23 protein-coding genes are annotated in these 20,988 nt (G+C 37.6%); 14 read left to right on the top strand and 9 right to left on the bottom strand.

Annotated features, from left to right (window positions below; genetic code table 11):
* The first annotated feature begins 73 nt into the window (after window positions 1-73).
* The 7 genes from ccoS (at window position 74) to G521_RS0108475 (ending at window position 6,446) form a co-directional block, all read left to right on the top strand.
* Complete coding sequence (ccoS, locus tag G521_RS18025) at window positions 74-235, top strand: cbb3-type cytochrome oxidase assembly protein CcoS (RefSeq protein ID WP_081675041.1); 162 nt, start codon at window positions 74-76, stop codon at window positions 233-235.
* Window positions 236-373: 138 nt separating this feature from the next.
* The gene (gene ccoN / locus G521_RS0108505) at window positions 374-2,497 is read left to right on the top strand and encodes a cytochrome-c oxidase, cbb3-type subunit I (protein ID WP_036678772.1); all 2,124 of its coding nucleotides are present in this window, start codon (window positions 374-376) and stop codon (window positions 2,495-2,497) included.
* Window positions 2,498-2,700: 203 nt separating this feature from the next.
* Window positions 2,701-3,588 (top strand): cbb3-type cytochrome c oxidase N-terminal domain-containing protein, encoded by an 888-nt coding sequence (locus G521_RS0108495; RefSeq protein WP_026898162.1) that lies wholly within the window; start codon window positions 2,701-2,703, stop codon window positions 3,586-3,588.
* A gap of 73 nt (window positions 3,589-3,661) precedes the next feature.
* Complete coding sequence (gene ccoG, locus G521_RS0108490) at window positions 3,662-5,041, top strand: cytochrome c oxidase accessory protein CcoG (protein WP_051189617.1); 1,380 nt, start codon at window positions 3,662-3,664, stop codon at window positions 5,039-5,041.
* Between the two features lie 4 nt (window positions 5,042-5,045).
* Window positions 5,046-5,471 (top strand): FixH family protein, encoded by a 426-nt coding sequence (locus tag G521_RS0108485; RefSeq protein WP_026898160.1) that lies wholly within the window; start codon window positions 5,046-5,048, stop codon window positions 5,469-5,471.
* On the top strand, window positions 5,468-6,154 hold the full coding sequence (locus tag G521_RS0108480) for a sulfite exporter TauE/SafE family protein (protein WP_026898159.1): 687 nt from the start codon (window positions 5,468-5,470) through the stop codon (window positions 6,152-6,154). Before G521_RS0108485 ends, G521_RS0108480 begins: the two co-directional genes overlap by 4 nt.
* Window positions 6,155-6,233: 79 nt before the next feature.
* Window positions 6,234-6,446, top strand: coding sequence for an LPXTG cell wall anchor domain-containing protein (locus G521_RS0108475; protein WP_026898158.1), 213 nt, complete (start codon window positions 6,234-6,236; stop codon window positions 6,444-6,446).
* Window positions 6,447-6,464: 18 nt separating this feature from the next.
* On the opposite strand, the gene G521_RS0108470 is transcribed toward G521_RS0108475, so the two are convergent.
* The 5 genes from G521_RS0108470 to G521_RS0108450 all read right to left on the bottom strand — a co-directional run bounded on the left by G521_RS0108470 (window position 6,465) and on the right by G521_RS0108450 (window position 9,742).
* Window positions 6,465-6,800, bottom strand: a complete 336-nt coding sequence (locus G521_RS0108470) for a 2Fe-2S iron-sulfur cluster-binding protein (protein WP_026898157.1) — start codon at window positions 6,798-6,800, stop codon at window positions 6,465-6,467.
* Between the two features lie 124 nt (window positions 6,801-6,924).
* Window positions 6,925-7,698, bottom strand: coding sequence for a metallophosphoesterase family protein (locus tag G521_RS0108465; RefSeq protein ID WP_026898156.1), 774 nt, complete (start codon window positions 7,696-7,698; stop codon window positions 6,925-6,927).
* Between the two features lie 38 nt (window positions 7,699-7,736).
* A complete protein-coding gene (arsB, locus tag G521_RS0108460) occupies window positions 7,737-8,822 on the bottom strand; it encodes an ACR3 family arsenite efflux transporter (protein ID WP_026898155.1) in 1,086 nt (361 codons plus the stop codon).
* Window positions 8,823-8,862: 40 nt separating this feature from the next.
* Window positions 8,863-9,333: a DUF6428 family protein gene (locus G521_RS0108455; RefSeq protein WP_026898154.1), complete on the bottom strand. Its 471-nt coding sequence runs from the start codon at window positions 9,331-9,333 to the stop codon at window positions 8,863-8,865.
* A gap of 79 nt (window positions 9,334-9,412) precedes the next feature.
* Window positions 9,413-9,742 (bottom strand): ArsR/SmtB family transcription factor, encoded by a 330-nt coding sequence (locus G521_RS0108450; protein ID WP_026898153.1) that lies wholly within the window; start codon window positions 9,740-9,742, stop codon window positions 9,413-9,415.
* 295 nt (window positions 9,743-10,037) lie between these two features.
* Between G521_RS0108450 and topA the strand changes: the two genes are divergently transcribed.
* The 3 genes from topA (at window position 10,038) to glgP (ending at window position 14,866) form a co-directional block, all read left to right on the top strand.
* Entirely contained in the window at window positions 10,038-12,626 is a 2,589-nt protein-coding gene (topA, locus tag G521_RS0108445; RefSeq protein WP_026898152.1) for a type I DNA topoisomerase, read from the top strand.
* Window positions 12,627-12,695: 69 nt separating this feature from the next.
* A complete protein-coding gene (locus tag G521_RS0108440) occupies window positions 12,696-13,100 on the top strand; it encodes a hypothetical protein (RefSeq protein ID WP_026898151.1) in 405 nt (134 codons plus the stop codon).
* A gap of 101 nt (window positions 13,101-13,201) precedes the next feature.
* Complete coding sequence (gene glgP, locus G521_RS0108435; protein ID WP_036678768.1) at window positions 13,202-14,866, top strand: alpha-glucan family phosphorylase; 1,665 nt, start codon at window positions 13,202-13,204, stop codon at window positions 14,864-14,866.
* 15 nt (window positions 14,867-14,881) lie between these two features.
* On the opposite strand, the gene G521_RS0108430 is transcribed toward glgP, so the two are convergent.
* The 4 genes from G521_RS0108430 to G521_RS0108410 form a co-directional block, all read right to left on the bottom strand.
* Window positions 14,882-16,018 (bottom strand): putative sensor domain DACNV-containing protein, encoded by a 1,137-nt coding sequence (locus tag G521_RS0108430; protein WP_026898149.1) that lies wholly within the window; start codon window positions 16,016-16,018, stop codon window positions 14,882-14,884.
* 56 nt (window positions 16,019-16,074) lie between these two features.
* Window positions 16,075-16,443 carry a hypothetical protein gene (locus G521_RS0108425; RefSeq protein ID WP_026898148.1) on the bottom strand — a complete coding sequence of 123 codons (369 nt, stop codon included), beginning with the start codon at window positions 16,441-16,443 and terminating at the stop codon, window positions 16,075-16,077.
* A 518-nt stretch (window positions 16,444-16,961) separates the two neighbouring features.
* On the bottom strand, window positions 16,962-17,372 hold the full coding sequence (locus G521_RS0108415; RefSeq protein WP_026898147.1) for an META domain-containing protein: 411 nt from the start codon (window positions 17,370-17,372) through the stop codon (window positions 16,962-16,964).
* A gap of 33 nt (window positions 17,373-17,405) precedes the next feature.
* Window positions 17,406-18,602 (bottom strand): BaiN/RdsA family NAD(P)/FAD-dependent oxidoreductase, encoded by a 1,197-nt coding sequence (locus tag G521_RS0108410; protein ID WP_026898146.1) that lies wholly within the window; start codon window positions 18,600-18,602, stop codon window positions 17,406-17,408.
* A 206-nt stretch (window positions 18,603-18,808) separates the two neighbouring features.
* Here G521_RS0108410 and G521_RS0108405 point away from each other — a divergent pair, with 206 nt between their 5' ends.
* The 4 genes from G521_RS0108405 (at window position 18,809) to G521_RS0108390 (ending at window position 20,980) form a co-directional block, all read left to right on the top strand.
* On the top strand, window positions 18,809-19,066 hold the full coding sequence (locus G521_RS0108405; protein ID WP_026898145.1) for a hypothetical protein: 258 nt from the start codon (window positions 18,809-18,811) through the stop codon (window positions 19,064-19,066).
* A gap of 305 nt (window positions 19,067-19,371) precedes the next feature.
* The gene (locus tag G521_RS0108400) at window positions 19,372-19,797 is read left to right on the top strand and encodes a thioredoxin family protein (RefSeq protein ID WP_026898144.1); all 426 of its coding nucleotides are present in this window, start codon (window positions 19,372-19,374) and stop codon (window positions 19,795-19,797) included.
* Window positions 19,737-20,753, top strand: coding sequence for an FAD:protein FMN transferase (locus tag G521_RS0108395; RefSeq protein WP_081675040.1), 1,017 nt, complete (start codon window positions 19,737-19,739; stop codon window positions 20,751-20,753). The genes G521_RS0108400 and G521_RS0108395 overlap by 61 nt, the downstream gene beginning before the upstream one ends.
* On the top strand, window positions 20,750-20,980 hold the full coding sequence (locus tag G521_RS0108390) for a DUF4266 domain-containing protein (protein WP_036678765.1): 231 nt from the start codon (window positions 20,750-20,752) through the stop codon (window positions 20,978-20,980). Before G521_RS0108395 ends, G521_RS0108390 begins: the two co-directional genes overlap by 4 nt.
* The last annotated feature ends 8 nt before the right edge of the window (window positions 20,981-20,988 follow it).

Genomic DNA, 20,988 nt, shown 5'->3' with positions numbered 1-20,988 from the left:
TATTAATATTTTAAAAAAGCTATATCCTAAACAAATATCATAGCTTGGCGCATCACAATTTTTATTCATAAAAATGGGAATTCTTTATTTTCTGATAGCTGTCAGCATCCTGATAGCACTAATCTTTCTGGCAGCTTTTTTCTGGGCGATGAGAAACGGGCAGAATGATGATTTGGAAACCCCCGCCATCCGCATTCTATTTGAAGATGACCAGCCTGATAATCCAAAAGATTAAGCAGCATGCTCATTTAATATCCAGTGACGATTCTCAAAAAAGTGATGAAGATCAATTTTTTGAAAAACTTTTATCACTCATCCGATTATCGGATGACGGTAATTTTACAATCTGAAAACAATACGATTAAATCTGATTATGCAGCTTGAAAAATTTAATTACGACAACAAGATCGTTAGGAACTTTGCAATAGCCACCGTAGTATGGGGCCTCATTGGTATGACCGTAGGCTTACTCATTGCCTTCCAACTATTTGAACCTGCAATGAATATGGGAAATCAATACAGCTCTTTCGGCCGTATCAGACCGCTGCATACAAATGCAGTAATTTTTGCATTTGTAGGCAACGGAATATTTATGGGCGTGTATTATTCACTTCAGCGTCTGCTTAAAGCAAGAATGTTTAGTGATTTGCTTAGCAAGATCCATTTCTGGGGCTGGCAGCTTATTATAGTTTCAGCCGCAATTTCATTACCGCTTGGATTTACAACTTCGCATGAATACGCCGAACTGGAATGGCCGATAGATATAGCTATCACAGTAATATGGGTTGTATTTGGTGTAAATATGTTCGGTACAATCATTAAAAGACGTGAGCGGCATATGTATGTAGCCATCTGGTTTTACATTGCCACATTTGTTACTATTGCTGTTCTTCATATTGTTAACTCAGCGCAGCTGCCAATTTCAGCATTTAAAAGTTACTATTTATATTCCGGCGTTCAGGATGCACTGGTACAGTGGTGGTACGGACACAATGCAGTAGCATTTTTTCTTACAACTCCCTATTTAGGGATGATGTATTATTTCCTTCCTAAAATGGCAAACCGACCGGTTTATTCTTATAAATTAAGTATTCTGCATTTCTGGTCACTTATATTTATTTACATATGGGCCGGCCCTCACCACTTATTATACACATCCTTACCTGGATGGGCCCAATCACTTGGCGTTGCTTTTTCGCTCATGCTGATTGCTCCAAGCTGGGGAGGTATGATCAACGGTTTATTAACCTTACGCGGAGCCTGGGATAAAGTAAGAGATGATGCCATTCTGAAATTCATGGTGGTTGGTCTAACGTCTTACGGAATGGCCACTTTTGAGGGGCCTATGCTGTCTCTTAAACAAATCAATGGAATTGCTCATTTTACAGACTGGATTGTTGCTCACGTACACGTTGGAGCCTTAGGCTGGAATGGATTCCTCACCTTTGCAATTCTTTACTGGCTGATTCCACGCATTTATCAAACGGAGATTTTTTCAAAGAAATTAACTTCTTTCCACTTCTGGATTGGAACACTGGGAATTCTGTTTTATGCAATACCTATGTATTTATCTGGTTTTGCACAGGGATTAATGCTTAAAGAATTTACTCCGGAAGGCACATTAAAGTATCCTGCATTTCTTCAAACAACTTTAATACTACTTCCTATGCACATGTTTCGTGCAATTGGCGGAGCATTGTATTTAGTGGGGGTAATTGTAATGACTTACAATCTTCTTAAAACAGTTGCCAAGGGAAAACTACTGTCAAATGAACCTGCAGAAGCCATGGCATTAATGCCTGCGTTTACTCCGCATAGCAGTGAAAAAACCTGGCATCGCAGTTTGGAGCGCAAGCCTATGGCGTTTATGGTATTGTCAATCATCGTTATCCTGATTGGAGGTATGGTTGAAATGATGCCTACGTTTATTATTTCATCAAATGTTCCCACCATTTCCAGCGTAAAGCCTTATTCTCCGCTTGAATTGCAGGGCCGGGATATTTATATCCGTGAGGGTTGCGTAAACTGCCATTCTCAAACTGTGCGCCCTTTCAGATCAGAAACAGAGCGCTATGGTGAGTATAGTAAAGCCGGGGAATTTGTGTATGATCATCCATTTCTGTGGGGATCAAAACGTACCGGTCCTGATCTTCATCGCCAGGGCGGAAAATATTCAAACGCATGGCATTTTAATCACATGATGGATCCTACAACCATGTCACCGGGAAGTATTATGCCACCCTACCCCTGGTTAATTGAGCAGAAACTGGATATTACAACTACAGAATCGAAAATTAATGCCATGAGAACGCTTGGTGTTCCGTATGACGAAGGTTTCGAAAAACTGGCCAATAAAGATCTGAATATGCAGGCTCAGAAAATTAGCGAGAACTTGTCCCAAAATGATATTAAAGTAAAAAGCGACCGTGAAATTATTGCAATTATTGCCTATCTGCAGCGTCTGGGAACCGATATCAAAGTAAGCAATAAGAATTAGTGAACTATCCAAACACCTGAAAAATAGAAATATATGTTCAAGCAATTTATTCAAGATTTTACCGACAGCCGTATATATCTGATTTCATCCCTTTGGCTGTTTCTGATATTCTTTATTCTGGTGGCTGTAATGCTTATTAGGATGAATAAAAATCATATCAAATACATGAGTGAACTTCCCTTAAAGGAAAACGAAGAAAACATATGAAAAGGCTGTTATACATTTTATCAGTGCTTCTGCCGGCAGGCGGGGCTTTCGCACAGGAACAACCTGCAGAAATTACTCAAGCTGTTAGTCCAGGAAATACACATCAGCATCTATTGATAGCGGTTCTGATCATCACTTCCCTATTGGTATTGCTGGCCTCATTTGCTATCCTGAAAGCTTATAAAGTAATTGTTAACGAACTGAGCAATCCGGTTCCGTTTGCAGCACCTGTTTCTGTTCCTTTATTAACTTATGAAGAATACGAAGCCATCAAAAAATCAAGACCAAGTATTTGGATCAAAATATTGGGTCTCAAACCTATAGAGGAAGAGAAAGATTTAATGATGGAACACGAATTCGACGGCATTACCGAGCTTGACAATCCTATACCTGCATGGTTTATGTGGCTTTTTTATGGCAGTATCGGCTGGGCTTTTGTATACCTCTTGTATTTTCATGTATTTAACTGGGGTCCTTTACAGGATGAAGAGTATGCTATTGAAATGAAACAGGCGAAAATTGAGCAAACTGCATTCCTTTCTAAATCTGCTAATAACATTGACGAAAATTCAGTTAAAGAAAATAAAGATCCTAAAATAATTGCTGCCGGGCAGGCCGTTTACACAGCCAATTGCGTGGCCTGTCATGGAGATAAGGGTCAGGGAACAGTTGGACCTAATTTAACAGATCAATTCTGGCTTCATGGCGGAAAAGTAAACAGCGTGTTTAAAACAATTAAATATGGTGTACCCGAAAAAGGCATGATCTCCTGGGAAAAAATCCTTACTGCGAAACAAATTTCGGAAGTAAGCAACTACATTCTTTCGATTAAGGGAAGCAATCCGCCAAGTGGAAAAGCCCCCCAGGGCGATAAGGAAGGATAAAATGGAATAACTAAATCAGTAGATCTGCAGCCACTGACATTAAACATTAAAGAACAGGAAGAAAGGAAATACGATGTCAGAAGTTAATAAGAAAAAAATCACGGATACAAGCAGAAACGGAAGGGTTTGGATTTACCCGAAACTCATCAAAGGAAAGCTTTACCAGTATCGTAACATAGTAAGTTATTTTCTTCTTGCATTACTTTTTACGGGCCCTTTTTTAAAGATAAACGGCGAGCAGCTAATCCTTTTAAATATCCTGGAAAGAAAATTTGTGCTTTTCGGAGTCGTATTTATGCCTCAGGATTTTTACCTCTTTGCCTTAGCGATTCTAACTTTTATTGTTTTCATTATATTATTTACTGCCATATTCGGCCGACTTTGGTGTGGCTGGGCTTGTCCCCAAACCATTTTCATGGAAATGGTTTTCCGCAAAATTGAATACTGGATTGAAGGAGATGCCCAACAGCAAAAAAAGCTGGATGCTTCTCCCCTAAATCCTGACAAAATATTCAAAAAGGGATTGAAACACTTCATTTTTATTGTGATTTCGTTTTTTATAGCAAACATCTTTCTGGCTTACACCATCGGGTCTGATGCTTTACTTCAAATAATAAAAGATCCTGTAAATCAGCATATTTATGGTTTTCTGGCAATCTGCATTTTCACCGCTGTATTTTACCTCGTTTTCGCAAAAGTAAGGGAATTGGTTTGTACCGTTATCTGTCCTTACGGACGGCTGCAAGGTGTTTTACTAGATAGAAAAACACTTGTTGTAGCTTACGATTATTTAAGAGGTGAACCAAGAGGGCATATCAGCAAATCAGATGAATCCCCAAAAGGAGATTGTGTTGATTGCGGCCTTTGCGTACAGGTTTGTCCTACCGGGATTGATATCCGGAAGGGAACACAGCTTGAATGTATCAATTGCACGCTTTGCATTGATGCATGCGATATGGTTATGGAAAAAACCCATCGGCCTACCCGTTTAATCGGCTTTAAATCTGAAGAACATATTGCTGAAGGAAAACCATTTAAATTCAGCAAGCGGATTTATGCATACAGTATTATATTAGTTATCCTGATTAGCACACTCAGCACCTTATTAATCCAGAGGTCTGATATCAGTGCAACAATTCTTCGTGCTTCCGGAACACTTTATCAGCTTAGAGAAAACGGTACAGTCAGCAACCTCTATAATGCCGAACTGATTAATAAAACTCCTGAAGACATGCAGTTTGAGATCAGGGTTTCCGATCCGCAGGCCACTATTCAGTATATAAACAAAGCTGAAAAAGTAGAAAAGGGAGGCACAGTTAAGCTTACTTTTTTTATCATTCTTCCGCAAAAGCGTGTTAATAAATATAAATCGGGCATCACTCTGAATATTTTATCTAAAGGCAAGGTAATCAGCACTGCCAAAACAACTTTCATAGCGCCTCCTAACTTGTAAAACGATGAACTGGGGAACCAAAATTATTATAGGCCTGTCTGCATTTATGCTTTTTATCACGACACTTGGAGTGCTCATGTTCAGAAGCAGCAAAACTGATTCACTTATTGAAGACAATTATTATGAAAAAGGTCAGGCATTTAACCAGGATTATGATGCGAAACAAAAAGCATTGGATGAAAAGCTTTTACCTGCTTTCGATACAGAAAATGGTCTTCTAATAAGCTTTCCGGTTTCGGTAAATTATAAATTATCTTTAAAACGCTTATCAGACCAGCTGATGGATAAGGATTATACCGGGATAACAGATTCGGATCATCAGATTAAAATACCGAAAGAAGAATTGCAAACGGGGCCCTGGCTAATCCGTATTGAATATAGTGTAAACGGGAAAAACTATCTTTACGAGGATAAAATTTTGCTAAAATGAGTAATGAAGCCCTAGCTTTTTTTACCGGATTGTTTGGCAGCCTGCATTGCGTGGTAATGTGCGGACCTTTAGTAATGGCTCTTCCTTTCAGCGGAAGATCTTTTTGGTTCAGTACTGCTCAAAAAATTCTTTATCAGTTTGGGCGAATTTTAACCTATTCTTTCCTTGGTTTTATTGCCGGATACATTGGCAGCGGTTTTAATATTCTGGGCTTACAACAATTTTTAAGTTTAATAACAGGTATTATATTGGTTTTGATAGCCGTGTATCATTTCTCAGGCAAAAAAGATAATATGTTTACGCGAATCCAGACCAGGATGGTAGCACCAATCGCATCCAAAATGGGTTACTGGTTATCAAAATCATATGGCGGACTATTTGCAGGAGCTTTACACGGTTTGATTCCCTGCGGAATGGTCTACATGGCCATTGCCGGATCTCTGAATTCCGAAACTCCCTTTGATGGTAGCAGGTTTATGTTTTTCTTTGGATTAGGAACCACTCCTTTATTAATAATTGCCTCTGTACTACCATTTTTTTTAAAGAAATTCAGAGCTCCGCGATTACTGATTCCTGCACTTTTTATGATAGCAGGATTTTTTCTGATAACCAGAGGACTCAACCTAAATATCCCATTGATAACATCACCGGTAATATCAGATCCTTCGGCACCGATTTGTTAAAAATTAACTAATATGCCCTATACGCATAAATCATTCTATTTAATTGAAGTTTTAGTATTTATTTTTTAAACTAACTATTATGAACAGAACAATTGGAATTGTATTGATAATTCTTGGAATTTCAATGCTTGTATGGACTGGCTTTAATTATACTAAAAAAGAAAAAATAATTGATGCAGGCCCTATTCAAATCACAGCAGATAGACAGGAACGTGTCAACTGGCCTCCTTATTTAGGGATAATCTTGCTGGCCGGAGGAATTATTGTACTTGTAAAAAGCAAGAAACCTTAAAGATTTAACCGAGACTGACTAACATGGACTGTAGGATTTTTTATTTGCCTGCAGGTGGAATAAACATCCTTCAATAAGATTGCTTATTCGTATCTGGCAAGCTAAACGGCTTCTATAAGTTGCATCGGGTAGAATATCTAATAAATCCAGTTCTCTTTCGGTGGGTTCCTGTAACTGGTGTAATCCATTTTTAACTATTACATGACAGGTAGCGCACAAGCCTTTACCTCCGCAAATTGCTGGAATAGGATAATTCCATGCCCTTAAAACTTCCATCAAACTTAAACTGACTTCCTCAGGAAATTCAATATTGTCGATTTGATTATTGAGATCTTCTACCTGAAAACTGATCATAAAAGCAAAAACTATTTATGACAAAGAAGCTAAATATCAAACCATATAAAAATGACGTGAATCACCTTTTATGATAAAAAGAATTATCCTTTTAAAGATCCGGTTAATATTATTTAATTAGTTATCAGCCTCCATTTCTCAGCATGGCAGCGTATTTATCTGGCAAGGGACTGTTTTCAATTGCTTTAGCAGCCTTCTCCACATCGTATTCAAAACGTATGAACTCTACTGATATACTATCCCTCACCAAAGCTGAACTTTGCTCATCGATTGTTAACATCACATAATTTCCTCTCGGATCTCCGTCTTTTGGCTTACCAACTGATCCGATATTAATGGCATGGCGAAAGTTGTTTTGATTCTCAAAATTTGGATTTAAGACCCGGTGATACGGTTTGTGTGTATGTCCAAAACACATAATATCCGCATCTGCCTGCACCATAATGCGTTTTAAACTCTTTTCATCCCGATCTTCAAAGAGATATTCATTAATTTTTCGGGGGCTTCCATGCACCAGCAACAATTTGAGTTTATCTTCATTCAACTGAAACTCCAGTTTAATATGTGCCGGCAGGCTTCTTAAATACGACCGCTCATCTTCATTAAGCAAAGAGTTTGTAAATGAAATTGAAATTTTCCCCATGTTCTTTTCGTCATCAGTTTTATAAGCGCAGCCGCATTCATCGCTGTTTCTTCCGATGCCAAAATCATAATTACCGGCAATTGTTGGAATTTTCCGTTTCCGGATCTCATTTATAACTTCATTGGGCCAGATATTATAACCAACAAGGTCGCCCAGGCAGTAAATAAAATCTGGATTTTTTGAATCTACATCCTTAAAAAAAGCTTCCAGGGCTGGCAGATTAGCATGAATATCGGAGAACAGGGCAATTTTCATATAATTTTGCTCAGTGTTGATTTTAAAAATGATTGAGATTAAACTGCAGGTTTTAGTATCTCTTTTTTGTAATATTTATTTCTGATCCAGAAAGCAACATTTACGAGAGCAATTAATGCAGGTACTTCAACCAAAGGTCCAATGACACCGGCAAAAGCCTGACCTGAATTAATTCCGAAAACTCCGATAGCTACTGCAATGGCTAATTCAAAATTATTGCCTGTCGCAGTAAATGCTATTGACGTGCTTTTTGAATAATCGGCACCGAAATATTTTCCAATAAAAAAACTTAGCAGGAACATGAGCGTAAAATAAATAAGCAATGGAACAGCGATTCGTACTACGTCCATCGGAATCTGAATGATCAGCTCCCCTTTTAAACTAAACATGATCACAATTGTAAAAAGCAGTGCAATAAGTGTAACCGGGGAAATAAACGGGATAAATTTATTTTTAAACCATTCTTCGCCTTTTAATTTCAAAAGTGAATATCTGCTGATGACACCCAAAGTAAAGGGAATTCCTAAATAAATTCCTACGCTTTCAGCAATCTGGCTGATAGTAATATCAATATCCAAACCTTGCAATCCAAATAATGGAGGTAGTACAGTAATGAAAATATACGCATACACACTATAAAGTAAAACCTGGAAAATGCTGTTCAGTGCAATAAGGCCGGCAGCATATTCCCGGTTACCTTCTGCAAGTTCATTCCACACAACCACCATTGCGATGCACCGGGCAAGACCGATTAAAATTACACCGATCATATACTCCGGATAATCACGAAGAAAACTGATTGCCAGCACAAACATTAAAACGGGCCCAATAATCCAGTTAAGCACCAGCGAAGCAGTCAGCACTTTGGTATCTTTAAATACTTCTCCCATTTTTTCATAATTCACTTTAGCTAGAGGAGGATACATCATTAATATAAGGCCAATTGCTAAAGGAATATTAGTGGTACCGCTTGAAAAGGAGTTAATAAAACCGGAGGACGAAGGTATAATATACCCGATAGCTACTCCAAGAGCCATAGCAAGAAAGATCCATAAAGTAAGGTAGCGGTCCAGAAAACTTAACTTCTTCCGTTCGAGTGCCGGAGCACAGTTAGTGGCAGACATATATTTTATAAGATTTTATTGGAAAAAGCGTATTTCAAACTTAGCAACATCCGCCACCCGGAGTACAGCTGTTTTCAGAATTAACCAGTTGATTCAATTTTATGATTTGCTTGGGCTGAGGAATATTGCATTTCACTTTAGCCAGGCAATCTGTTTGTTTCGCAATAAGTGAAAAATGATCGCCTGAAATACCAAGGCTATATTTGCCAATGGTTTCGTTTTGATACTCCACTTCAATTTCCAGATCTTCATCGCCCAGCACCGGCTTAGAGAGATCGATAATTTTTAACAAACTGATTGGTTTCAACCGGTGATCAAGATCATCAGCCACCCAAATTTGCATGCTTACCAATTTGTCAGCATGAATATCTCCGCCACAATCAATAAAATGCTTGGTGAGCAAACCTACTTCTGTAATATGAAAATGAAGAGGAATTAATTCACCGTTTGGAAGTTCAAAATTTACTGCGTTGGCAACGCTTAAATGTTTTTTAAAATCTGATAGTTTCATTTTTATCGTTTTTTAGTGTTAACAATACATTATAATTCAAATACAATCGTAATATATCGATGAATTAAGTCAAAAAAAATCAACAGCATTCGTTGCAATTATTCTTACTATCGAATAATTGATTTATCCAAATCTGAGCTAATTTCCATTCTTGCTCATCAATACAATAACAGACTTTTACGCCGTCAATTGTACTCTTTATAAGTCCGGCCTCTTTCAATTCTTTGAGATGCTGAGAAACCGTGCTTTGTGACAGGGGTAATTCTTCAACCAGGTCGCCGCAAATACAGGTTTGCTTACTGGCCAATAATTTCAAAATGGCAATTCGTGCCGGATGAGCCAGGGCTTTGGCATATTTTGCCAGCCTATTTTCATCCATACTAAATTCCAGTGATTTTGTTGCTCCCATATCTAACGCAATATTACGATAAATAATTTGGATTGCTTCAGTCTTTTAAAAACTTAAAATTAAATGACACTAAAAAGATCAATCATTTATCCATTAAATTCCCTGCAGAGGAATCTGATTTTTCTAAATAATTCAGCCTCCGGCTTAACTTGTTGCTTATCAAAAATCAGGATTTAATTTTCAGGATGGCGGTTTAAAAAACCTGATTTTGAAGTCTGAATGTTTAGGCATTTCCGATGCTATATTTGGGTTTCCCTTATATATTACCTTTATTTGCAAATAAGCAAAGTATTGAATGGCGAAAAATCTACTCATTGTCGAGTCACCGGCCAAGGCCAAAACAATTGAAGGTTACCTTGGTAAAGACTTCCTGGTTAAGTCCAGTTATGGACATATCCGTGATTTGGCGAAAACCGATGATGCAATTGATGTAAACAATAATTTTGCCCAGCGATACGAAGTACCGGCTGATAAAAAAGCCATTGTTAACGAGTTAAAAAAGCTTGCTAAAGAAGCCGAAATGGTCTGGCTTGCATCAGACGAGGACCGTGAGGGAGAAGCCATTTCCTGGCATTTATTCGAAACTCTTGGACTCAAAGAAGATAAGACCAAGCGTATCGTTTTTCATGAAATTACCAAACCTGCAATTCTCAAAGCAATTGACTCGCCCAGAAAAATTGATTATAATTTAGTGAATGCTCAGCAGGCACGCCGTGTTTTAGACAGGCTGGTTGGATTTGAACTTTCGCCGGTTTTATGGAAAAAAGTTAAACCTTCCCTGTCTGCCGGTCGGGTGCAGTCGGTGGCTGTACGCCTGATTGTAGATCGCGAAAGAGAAATAAATAAATTCAAATCGGTAGCGGCTTTCAGAATTGTTGCCATTTTTTCTACCGATAAACAAAAAGAATTATTCAGGGCAGAATTGCCCGAAAGATTTGAAACAGCCCTTCAAGCAGAAGATTTCCTTAAAGCTTGTCCTGACGCTGTTTTTACAATTAAAAGTCTGGACACCCGCCCAACAAAACGTAACCCGGCGGCTCCGTTCACCACCTCTACCTTACAGCAGGAAGCCAGCAGAAAACTAGGTTTCTCGGTAGCGAGAACCATGTCAGTTGCACAAAAATTGTACGAACATGGTAAGATCACCTACATGCGTACAGATTCTGTAAATTTGTCAGATACAGCATTAACTGCTGCAGCAGCAGAAATCAATTCAGCTTACGGGGAAAAATATCATCAGCTAAGAAAGTATAAAACCAAATCTGCAGGTGCGCAGGAAGCTCACGAGGCCATTCGCCCTACCTATTTTGACCAGCATACAACCGGTGGCGATCCTTCTGAGCAGCGCTTATATGAACTGATCTGGAAAAGAGCTATTGCTTCTCAAATGAGCGAAGCTCAGTTTGAAAAAACCACGGCTAAAATTTCAATTTCTACACGCAAAGAAGAATTTGTAGCAAATGGTGAGGTAATGAAATTCGATGGATTCCTGAAAGTATATATGGAATCAACAGATGAAGATGAAACGGATGTAAAACTGGATGAAGATTCAGACAATTCTATTTTACCTCCGCTGCGCCAGGGACAAGTTTTAAACCTTCGCGAGATGAACGCAACCGAACGCTTCTCTCGTCCTCCATCACGTTATACAGAGGCAAGCCTGGTTAAAAAGCTCGAGGAACTGGGTATAGGAAGACCTTCTACTTATGCTCCAACTATTTCAACAATTCAGAATCGCGGGTATGTTGTAAAAGAAGAACGTGAAGGAAAATCCCGTTCATTTAAAGTTTTATCGCTTAACAACGGACAAATTATCTCGCAGGAGAAAACAGAAATTACAGGAGCAGAAAAGAATAAATTATTCCCGACCGATATTGGGGCTGTAGTTAATGATTTTCTGGTTGAACATTTCAAAGGAATTGTTGATTTCAACTTTACAGCGACTGTTGAAAAAGAGTTTGACGAAATCGCTCAGGGATTAAAAAACTGGACCGAAATGCTGAAAGCATTTTACAGTCCATTTCATGCTGAAGTAGAAAGCACCACACTTAATGCAGAAAGAGCAAATGGCGGACGCGATTTAGGCTTTGATCCGGAAACAGGTAAAAAAATATCTGTCAGAATTGGTCGCTACGGCCCTTTCGTACAAATTGGCGAAACGGCAGAAAATGATGAAGCTGAAAAACCACGTTACGCCAGCCTTCGTTCCGGTCAAAGTATTGAAACCATTACCCTGGATGAGGCTTTTGATCTTTTTAAACTTCCTTTTCAGTTAGAGGATTTTGAAGGCAAAGAAGTAAGTGTGGGCGTTGGACGTTTCGGGCCTTATATCAAATGGGGAGAAAGTTTTATTTCTCTGCCTAAAGGCGAAGATCCACTTTCTATAAATTTAGAGCGGGCGATTGAAATTATTAATGAGAAAAATATCGCCGATGCGCCGGTAGCGCATTATCAGGACTTGCCTGTAACAAAAGGTAAAGGACGTTTCGGACCGTTTATTAAATGGAATAATCTATATATAAACGTTCCGGTAAGATATAATTTCGAAACGCTTGGGAAAGCAGAGATTGATGAATTAATTGGTTTAAAAATTGAAAAAGAAGCCAACCGATTTATTCAGCAATGGCCTGAAGAAAAAATTGCAATAGAAAACGGCAGATGGGGACCGTTTATTCGTTTTGGAAAATTGATGCTTAAATTTTCTAAAAATCCGGCTACCAAGGATAAATATACACCTGAAGAATTAGCAAATTTACCTTTAGATACGGTAAAGAAATTAATTACAGATCAGTTGCCTGATGCATTTACAGCTAAAGCCAAAAAAGTTGTAAAAAAAGCAGTTAAAAAAGCTCCTGCGAAGAAAGCTCCAGCGAAGAAAAAATAGGACCAAAATTCTGTAATTGCTTTTTTCGAATCGTTATTTTTGCAGTTGTTATCACCTACAATTTACTCTATGAAAAAAGATCTTCCTGAAAATATTGTAGAAAATATTTCAGTGGCAATAGTTTTAGAAAGCGCCACGCCCGAAGCAAAAAACTGGAACGTTTATTTAATCAATTTAAAAGAAGAGACTATTGAAACCGTGCTTGTAAGTTCTAAGGGGTATGGTCAAAAAGAAGGAAAAAGTGTTAAAACTTCCATTCTTCGCCATTCTATTGGTGATGTTAGCGCTAAAAGTTTCGCACTAATTGAAATAATTGATGAACAGGTTTTTGGCTTAACTAATGAATATTGGTTAAGCTATTATATTAATGGTCAGATTTACGATAAAAAATTTATTTTCCTTCCTGAAAGTATTGTCGATTCCAATATGATTCGTATTCCAATCCTTAATAAACCGGGTATTATGATCGGATAGTAATCCATCCGGATCAAAAAATTTCATTTTCAATTATGAGTGGTTTCTACGCCACTAATATCTTAACTTAAGAAAAAATACATAATCTTAAGTTTTGGTATATGTTGAGTAAACAAGATATTTTCGGTTACATTCCTGATAAAAATTACGATATATCAGTAGCTTATTTCTCTATGGAGTTCGCTATTGATCAGGCATTAAAAATTTACAGCGGTGGATTAGGATATCTGGCAGGCTCACATCTACGAAGTGCTTATGAATTAAAACAAAACCTTGTCGGTATCGGCATACTTTGGAAATATGGCTACTACGAACAACTGCGTGATACCGACGCAAGCATGAAGGCAGTGTTTGTAGAGAAAAATTATTCCTTTTTAGAAGATACGGGAATTACTTTTAGCATTATCATACATGATGCACCGGTACATGTAAAAGTCTGGCTTCTTAAGCCTGAGACATTTAAAAGTGCCCCACTTTTCCTCCTCAGCACCGATATTCCAGAAAATGATGAAGTTTCAAGAAGCATCAGTAATCATTTATATGACGCGAATGAGGCCACCCGGATCGCACAATCTATCCTTTTAGGAACCGGAGGTGCCATGCTCCTGGATGTTATAGGTTATCAAACAGATATTTACCATATGAATGAGGGGCATTCTGTTTCTCTTAATTTTTACCTCTATTCTAAATATAAAAACCTCGATGAAGTTAAAAAGAGAGTTGTATTTACAACCCATACTCCCGAAGAAGCTGGTAACGAAGAGCATAGTTTTTATTTACTTAAAAAAATGTCCTTCTTCTATCATCTGCAGGAACATGAAGTGAAACATCTTTTGGGCCTGCATGGTCATACGTTTAATTATACCCTTGCAGCGTTGAAGTTTGCACGTAAAGCAAACGGCGTTTCTAAATTACACGGAGAGGTTGCCAATCAAATGTGGAACGGGAACACGGATATCTGTGAGATTACATCAATTACAAATGCGCAAAACAAAAACTACTGGAAGGATCATGCTCTTGAAATAGCGTTTACCGCGGATGATAATGATGCCATCACCACCAGAAAAAAGGAAATGAAAAGCCGGCTTTTTAAGGAAGTTGCTAATCAGTGCGGCAAAATATTCGACCCCAATATCCTAACCATCATTTGGGCACGTCGTTTTGCAGGATATAAAAGAGCCGATATGCTCTTTTATGACTGGGATCGGTTTGTAAAATTAACGTCCAACGCAAAATATCCAGTACAAATTATTTGGGCGGGCAAGCCATATCCCGGGGATCATGGCGCTATCGGATTGTTTAATCATATTATCAGCCAGGTTAAGTTTATACCCAATTGTGCCGTACTTACCGGTTACGAATTAGAATTATCATCCCTGCTTAAAAAAGGCTCTGATGTTTGGTTAAACACACCCCGTATGTATCGGGAAGCATCGGGAACCAGCGGAATGTCTGCTGCGATGAATGGTAGCCTGAATCTTTCGTTACCTGATGGTTGGATTCCTGAATTTGCGGTAGACGGGGAAAATTGTTTTCTAATACAGCCTGCTCCCGACAGCCTTTCAGTTGAAGAAAAAGATAAAATGGAAGCTAATTCCCTAATGGATACTTTAGAGACTAAAGTATTGCCTATGTATTATAATGAGCCGCAAAAATGGCTGCAAGCAGTTAAAAAAGCCGCTCAGGATATAATTCCGGCATTTGAATCAGGCAGAATGGCAATCGAATATTATGAAAAAATGTACAGTCAAAAAGCTAATTTATAAATGATTCGACTCTGATTAAACCAGCAGAGAATCAATTCTGTGGGCGTGAACCATATTTTCGCATGGCGACCAGGTAAAAATAGTAAAATGTCCGTCCTGAGATGCAACCAGTGCCAGGGCATCACGCTGATCAAAAACAAATTGAGCTGCAGACAAATGTCGAGTTCCGCCGCTGTTGGCGGGATCGGCAATAACTGCCCCTACTCCCACTACAGGTTCTGTAATTAGTATTTTTTCAACCATGGCATTTTCAAGCGGGCGAATGATTTTGGCACCAAAAGCAAGTAATGCATGCCTGTCGGAAATAATCGTAGCACCGTCTATTGCTGTTAGTCCGGCAATACTGCTAATTTCACGACTTAATCCATTTTGCCATGAACTTTTAGTTCTTTCCATATCCGCTTGTTGCATTAATTCCTCAAGAGCTGAAAAACCCGGAGAAATAGAATATTTTACCGGATGCAATATCGAATCCCGCCAGGCATCACTCCTTGAAGGAACCACCAGCAATGACCCTCCCTGTTTATGAGCCCGCATAGAAACAGCAAGCTGTATAAGCACATTTACAGATTCTCCGCCCGAAGAATGGAAACCTAATAATGAGGTCAAAAGAGCCGGACAGTCAGGTAAATAGGCGCTATCTTCATCAACAACCTTTATCTGATCTCCTTTTAAAACAGCAATATTTACAAATTTACCAAACCCAAAAATGCGGCGATGCTTAATTACCAGTAAGCCGGGTTCAGAAACATCAAGCACAAAGCAGTAATTTGGAATATTATAAGTGGTTCCCCAGATATATAGTTCTTCATTTTGATGCCAGACTCCTAAATGAATGCCGGGACGTTCAACACCCGGTGCAAGTTTGGTCAGATTGCCTGAATTAAAAGGAATGGTTTGTTCAAAAATTAGAGGATTCCCGGCTTTATCGGGAGGCAGAAATGCAAGTGATATTTTAGGAGAATTTCCCTCTTCTCTGCGCAAACTAGCCCAAAAAGCGGTATCGATAAGACTTTCAATTAGCCTCACGTTTGGTGAGGTTAGAAATTCATCTTCACCCCTTGATTTTGCGGCAGATTGATGAGCTGCAAAGTGAGCTTCGACAACTGGAGCAACTATACGGGCTGCCTGGTACGTTGAATTGTTAAACATGTTAATAGGAAATACATATTAAGGGGTAAAAATCGGAAATAATTACAGAATGCCAATTAATATTTCCAAAGCTGCGGGTTATTCCGGTAATTTATAATTCTTTCAATAACTTCCTCTACTTCCCGTGCCGACAATGCTTCTTCCCCTTCAGGCATGTATACAATTTTAACTTGAGGTTGCTCAACCGTAATGTAACCTAAGTAACTATCATCTTTTTTCAACCCGGATTGATCTTCATTAAGAGATTTTTTTTCCTGATCATTCCCTATTTCATATTCATTATCCGAACTATTATTCGCTTTATTTCGGTAAATACTGTATGTCCAGGTTAAAACCGGATGACCATCCAAATGAATATCACTATCAGGGATTATCCTTAAGGATAACCCACTTTTCAAAATGCAATTTAAATAAGTAATGGCCATTTCTTAGGTGATTTAAATTGCTTTGTAGGTACTACAAGTTCGTGATATGTCATTATAATATTATGAAAAGGTATTCCCTATTTCAAAATAATTATTTACAGAAAGTGTCTCCGGATATTAAACACAGATAGTAATCCTTACCATAATAACTTGAGAAGAAAAATTTATTCAAAAATTTAGCTCATAGAAACACATGCCTCATTTACCAATCAGATTTTGGTTTCAGGATCCCGGTGTTTTGGCGGTTCAATTTCTGAGCGGAACTTTTGCTGTTCATATTCTTTCTGATCTTTTCTGTTTTTCCATATCAGGAATATGATCAGTAGAATTGATAGTATCAATATTATACCGAGCAACGTGTAATTTATTTCCATAAAAATATTAATTACTCATATGCAGATAAAGTATAAAGATGCGACGATAGTCACAGCTTTCCTAAAGTTACAGCAAAAATCTACAGCTTATAAAAATATGTTTTCCTTTTAATTCCAAGAGCAAATTTTGACACAAGCAAAATTCTATCTTTTATAAGTCAGCAACAATTCATCTTTACTGTAAAGATATAGAATATCAGACTTTACCTCAAAACGGCTAACTTTCTCCAGATTGGAAAGAATTTGAATTTCTTCATCCATTTTGCCCTCGCAATACATTTTTGTGGATGCAATATCAGCAAATGTAATCAGGTTTCTGATAGTTTCAATTTCACCTGTAAATGAATTACAAGCCGCAACGCCACTAACCTCATTTTTCTTTACATCAAATTTTAAAATTGCCTTGTCACCCAAATTTTCCCTGTTTTGTTTGATGGCTATTAATTTCCAGGTAGATTCTCCCAGATTCTGTCGGTCTGCCTGCTGATTCATTATGCTGCAACTGCTGAGAATAATGCATGCAACAATACCAAGAGAAAGTAAATTTTTTATCATATTAAATTTTTTATGTGTAATCTAATTTAGGATTTATAATTGTTTTGCAATTACAAAACCGCTTGCCCAGGCCCATTGAAAATTATAACCTCCAAGCCAGCCTGTAACATCCACACACTCACCTCCAAAAAATAAGCCATTAATCTTTTTGGATTGCAACGTTTTTGACGACAGTTCATCAGTAGAAATTCCTCCACGCATCACCTCAGCTTTATCATATCCTTTGTCGCCCGCAGGTTTAACGCTAAAATGATGAATTAAGTGGTCAATTTCATTTAAATCATCTCGTGTTAACGAAGCCAGATTCTTTTCAACCGGAAGAAATTTTTGCAGTGCTTCGGCAAATTTTCTTGTGTATAAATCAGCTAAAAAATTTAAAAGAGTTTTGCGGCCATTCCTTTTTCTTTCTAATTCTATTAAACCGGTAATATCATCGTGAGGTAGCAAATTGATAACAATACTTTCACCCGGTTTCCAGTACGATGAAATCTGGAGAATAGCCGGACCGCTTAATCCCCAATGAGTAAAAAGTATATTTTCTTCAAAATTGATCTCATCATTAGAAACCCGGCAGAAAATACTGTTTCCTGCTAACTGAGCATACCACTCGGCGTCTTTGCCCGTAATGGTTAAAGGGACTAATGCCGGAGCTGTTTCGGTTATTCGCAAACCAAATTGTCTGGCTACTTTTAAACCGAAATCGGTAGCGCCCATTTTTTGAATTGGTAATCCGCCGGAAGCAATAACCAGCTTTGGAGTTGTGATTTCTTTTGCCTTTCCGTGATATTGAAAACTAACCTGAAAAGTACCATCAGCTTTTTGTTCAACGGTATTTACTTCTGCAGAACAGATTATTTCCTGATCTAACTCCGAACACAAATCAGTAAAAACTTTCACAATATCTTTGGCATTATTACTTTCCGGAAATAATTGGCCAAGGGTTTTTTCCTTTCCTTTGATTCCGTAGGTTTCAAAAAAACTGATGGTATCTTCTACCGTCCATTGCGAAAAAGCTGATTTACTAAAATGCTCATTTTCTGATATAAAATTTGAGCCGGTAGAATACAAATTTGTGTAGTTACATCTTCCTCCTCCTGAAATTAAAATTTTGGCACCCACCTTTTCATTTTTTTCGAGGATAAGTGTTCTTTTTCCTAAAAATCCGGCCTGCACCGCACACATTAATCCACATGCTCCTCCCCCAATAATTACCGCATCGTATGTATTCATAAATCAATTAAAAAGCGAAGATACAATGCTTTTAGTTTCAGGGAACGCCGTTTATAAAAAAGGGATTTAAAAATTAATGATGAAAATAACTTCAAAAGAATAATTACTATTCTCAATAATGCTATTCAGCTTCAAATCAGGCAAAAAAAATAAAAAAACCTGAACCTAATTCTTCGGGATTCGTAACAGAAATAAAATTTACAGCAATGAGTCAGGAAGAATTATCACATCTGTTAACAGAATATATAATGATGAGCAGTTACGGTCCTCGGGTTTATACCGATGAACAATCTATTTCTTATTTTTCAAAGATGTCTTCAAACACCTTAACCGGAATGCTGAAGTTATGCGAAGATCTGGAAGAATATGAATTTTGTGCTTATATTTTCCAGGCTCTGAAATTAAAAACGGTTTACTCGCTGGTAAATCAACCCAGTTTTTCGCCCATGGCAATAATTGATTAATAAAATTATCTAGAACAGATATATTGTTTGTATCCTCATTTTGCAAATTAAAATATATTTAAGTTTTAAAGGAATATACACATCACTCTTGTAGTACTCTTCTCACTTACAGTCAGAATTAATTAGCTGCTAAAAATTTTCTTTTCATATACTCGTTCTTTAATCCGAAGAAGGTATCCAATTTCAGGTGAATCTTTAAAATAACAATTCTTAATATTCATCATTTCTTCATAAACAACAATTACATTTATGACTCTTGTTAGTTTGTATAACTATTAATGAGAAATTAGCTGATAAATCATATTATGAAAATCTTCTTAGTGCTGATGATGAGTTATTTTACCTTAAATATCTCTCCCTGGTTTAACAACCTGGATGAAGCCAAATTAAAAGCCAAAGCTGATCACAAACTTATTGTATTAAACTTTTCAGGATCAGACTGGTGCGGACCATGTATAAAAATGCACAAACAATTATTTGACAGTCAGGAATTTTTGGATTACTCAAAAGAAAACCTGGTTTTGGTAAACGTTGATTTCCCAAGGATGAAAAAAAACCAGCCTGATAAGAAACAACTGGCTTTAAATTCGGCATTGGCCGATAAGTATAATAAAGAAGGTATTTTCCCGCTCACACTTTTGCTTGACGAAAATGGAAAAGTTATAAAAAAATGGGAAGGACTTCCCAAAGCCAATCCATCAGAATTTGTTGCCCAGATAAAAAAGCATTAATTCAAATTCCTTCTGCATTGTCTGATGAATTGATACTCTTTAAAAAGGTTTTAAAGCTGATGGGAAATCGCTTTGAAATCAGTGTGCTTTCCGATAATAATATATATGCCGATGATTGCATTCAATCTGTTGTTGTTGAAATTCAGAGGATTGAATCTTTATTAACCACTTTTAGAGAAGATAGCGAAACAAACCTGATTAATAAATATGCAGGCATTTCTCCGGTTAAAGTTTGCAGTGAAATTTACGATCTGATTTGCCGATGCCGGCGTATTTCTGAACTTACCCAGGGCGCATTTGATATTACCTACGGGTCAATTGATAAACGTTTCTGGAATTTCGATCTAAATATGACAGAATTACCCGATGCGGAGCTTGCAAAAGAAACAGTTCGGTTGGTTAATTACAGAAATATAATTCTCAATGATCAAAATAAAACCGTTTTTCTGAAAGAAAAAGGAATGCGGATTGGATTTGGGGGAATTGGTAAAGGGTATGCAGCCGAAAGAGCAAAACTACTATTAAAGCATCAGGGAATTAAGAGCGGCATTGTTAACGCTGCCGGAGATTTAACGGCATGGGGATTTCAATCCAGTGGCCAGCCCTGGACGATAGGAATTGCTGATCCGGAAAGCCGAAATCAGCCCTTTTCAACTTTAAATATCACAGATGCCGCAGTTGCCACTTCAGGTAATTATGAAAAATTTGCAGTCATCAGGGGTAAAAAATATTCTCATACTATTGATCCGAAAACAGGTTTTCCGGTGTCAGGAATTAAAAGTGTAACAATCATTTGTCCGAATGCAGAATTTGCAGATGCAATGGCTACGCCTGTTATGATTATGGGCGCAAAAGTTGGATTAGGAATGATTAACCAGATGCAAAAAATAGCCTGTATTATAATTGATGATTCTAACCAGATTCACACCTCAAATAACATTAAATTAGCCAGATGAATAAAATTAGCAAATTATTGCTCTTTACTTTTTTTACGGGAATTATTGGCCTAACTTTTACCTCATGTACTTCAGTTAAAGAATACAATAAGATGTATTTAAATGATTCTGAAATGGGGCTATCGGCCAGGAAAATCCAAAAATCAGAAATGAATTTTATGCTTTACCGCGAAGGTGCATCTGGTGGTAATGGAGGTAAAACTGGTGGTGGCTGTGGTTGCAATTAATCTGTTTA

It is taken from the genome of Daejeonella oryzae DSM 19973, from assembly GCF_000422945.1.
Classification (GTDB): domain Bacteria; phylum Bacteroidota; class Bacteroidia; order Sphingobacteriales; family Sphingobacteriaceae; genus Daejeonella; species Daejeonella oryzae.
Note: the sequence above shows the minus strand (reverse complement) of the source record. Positions and strands in the feature narration are given on the sequence as shown.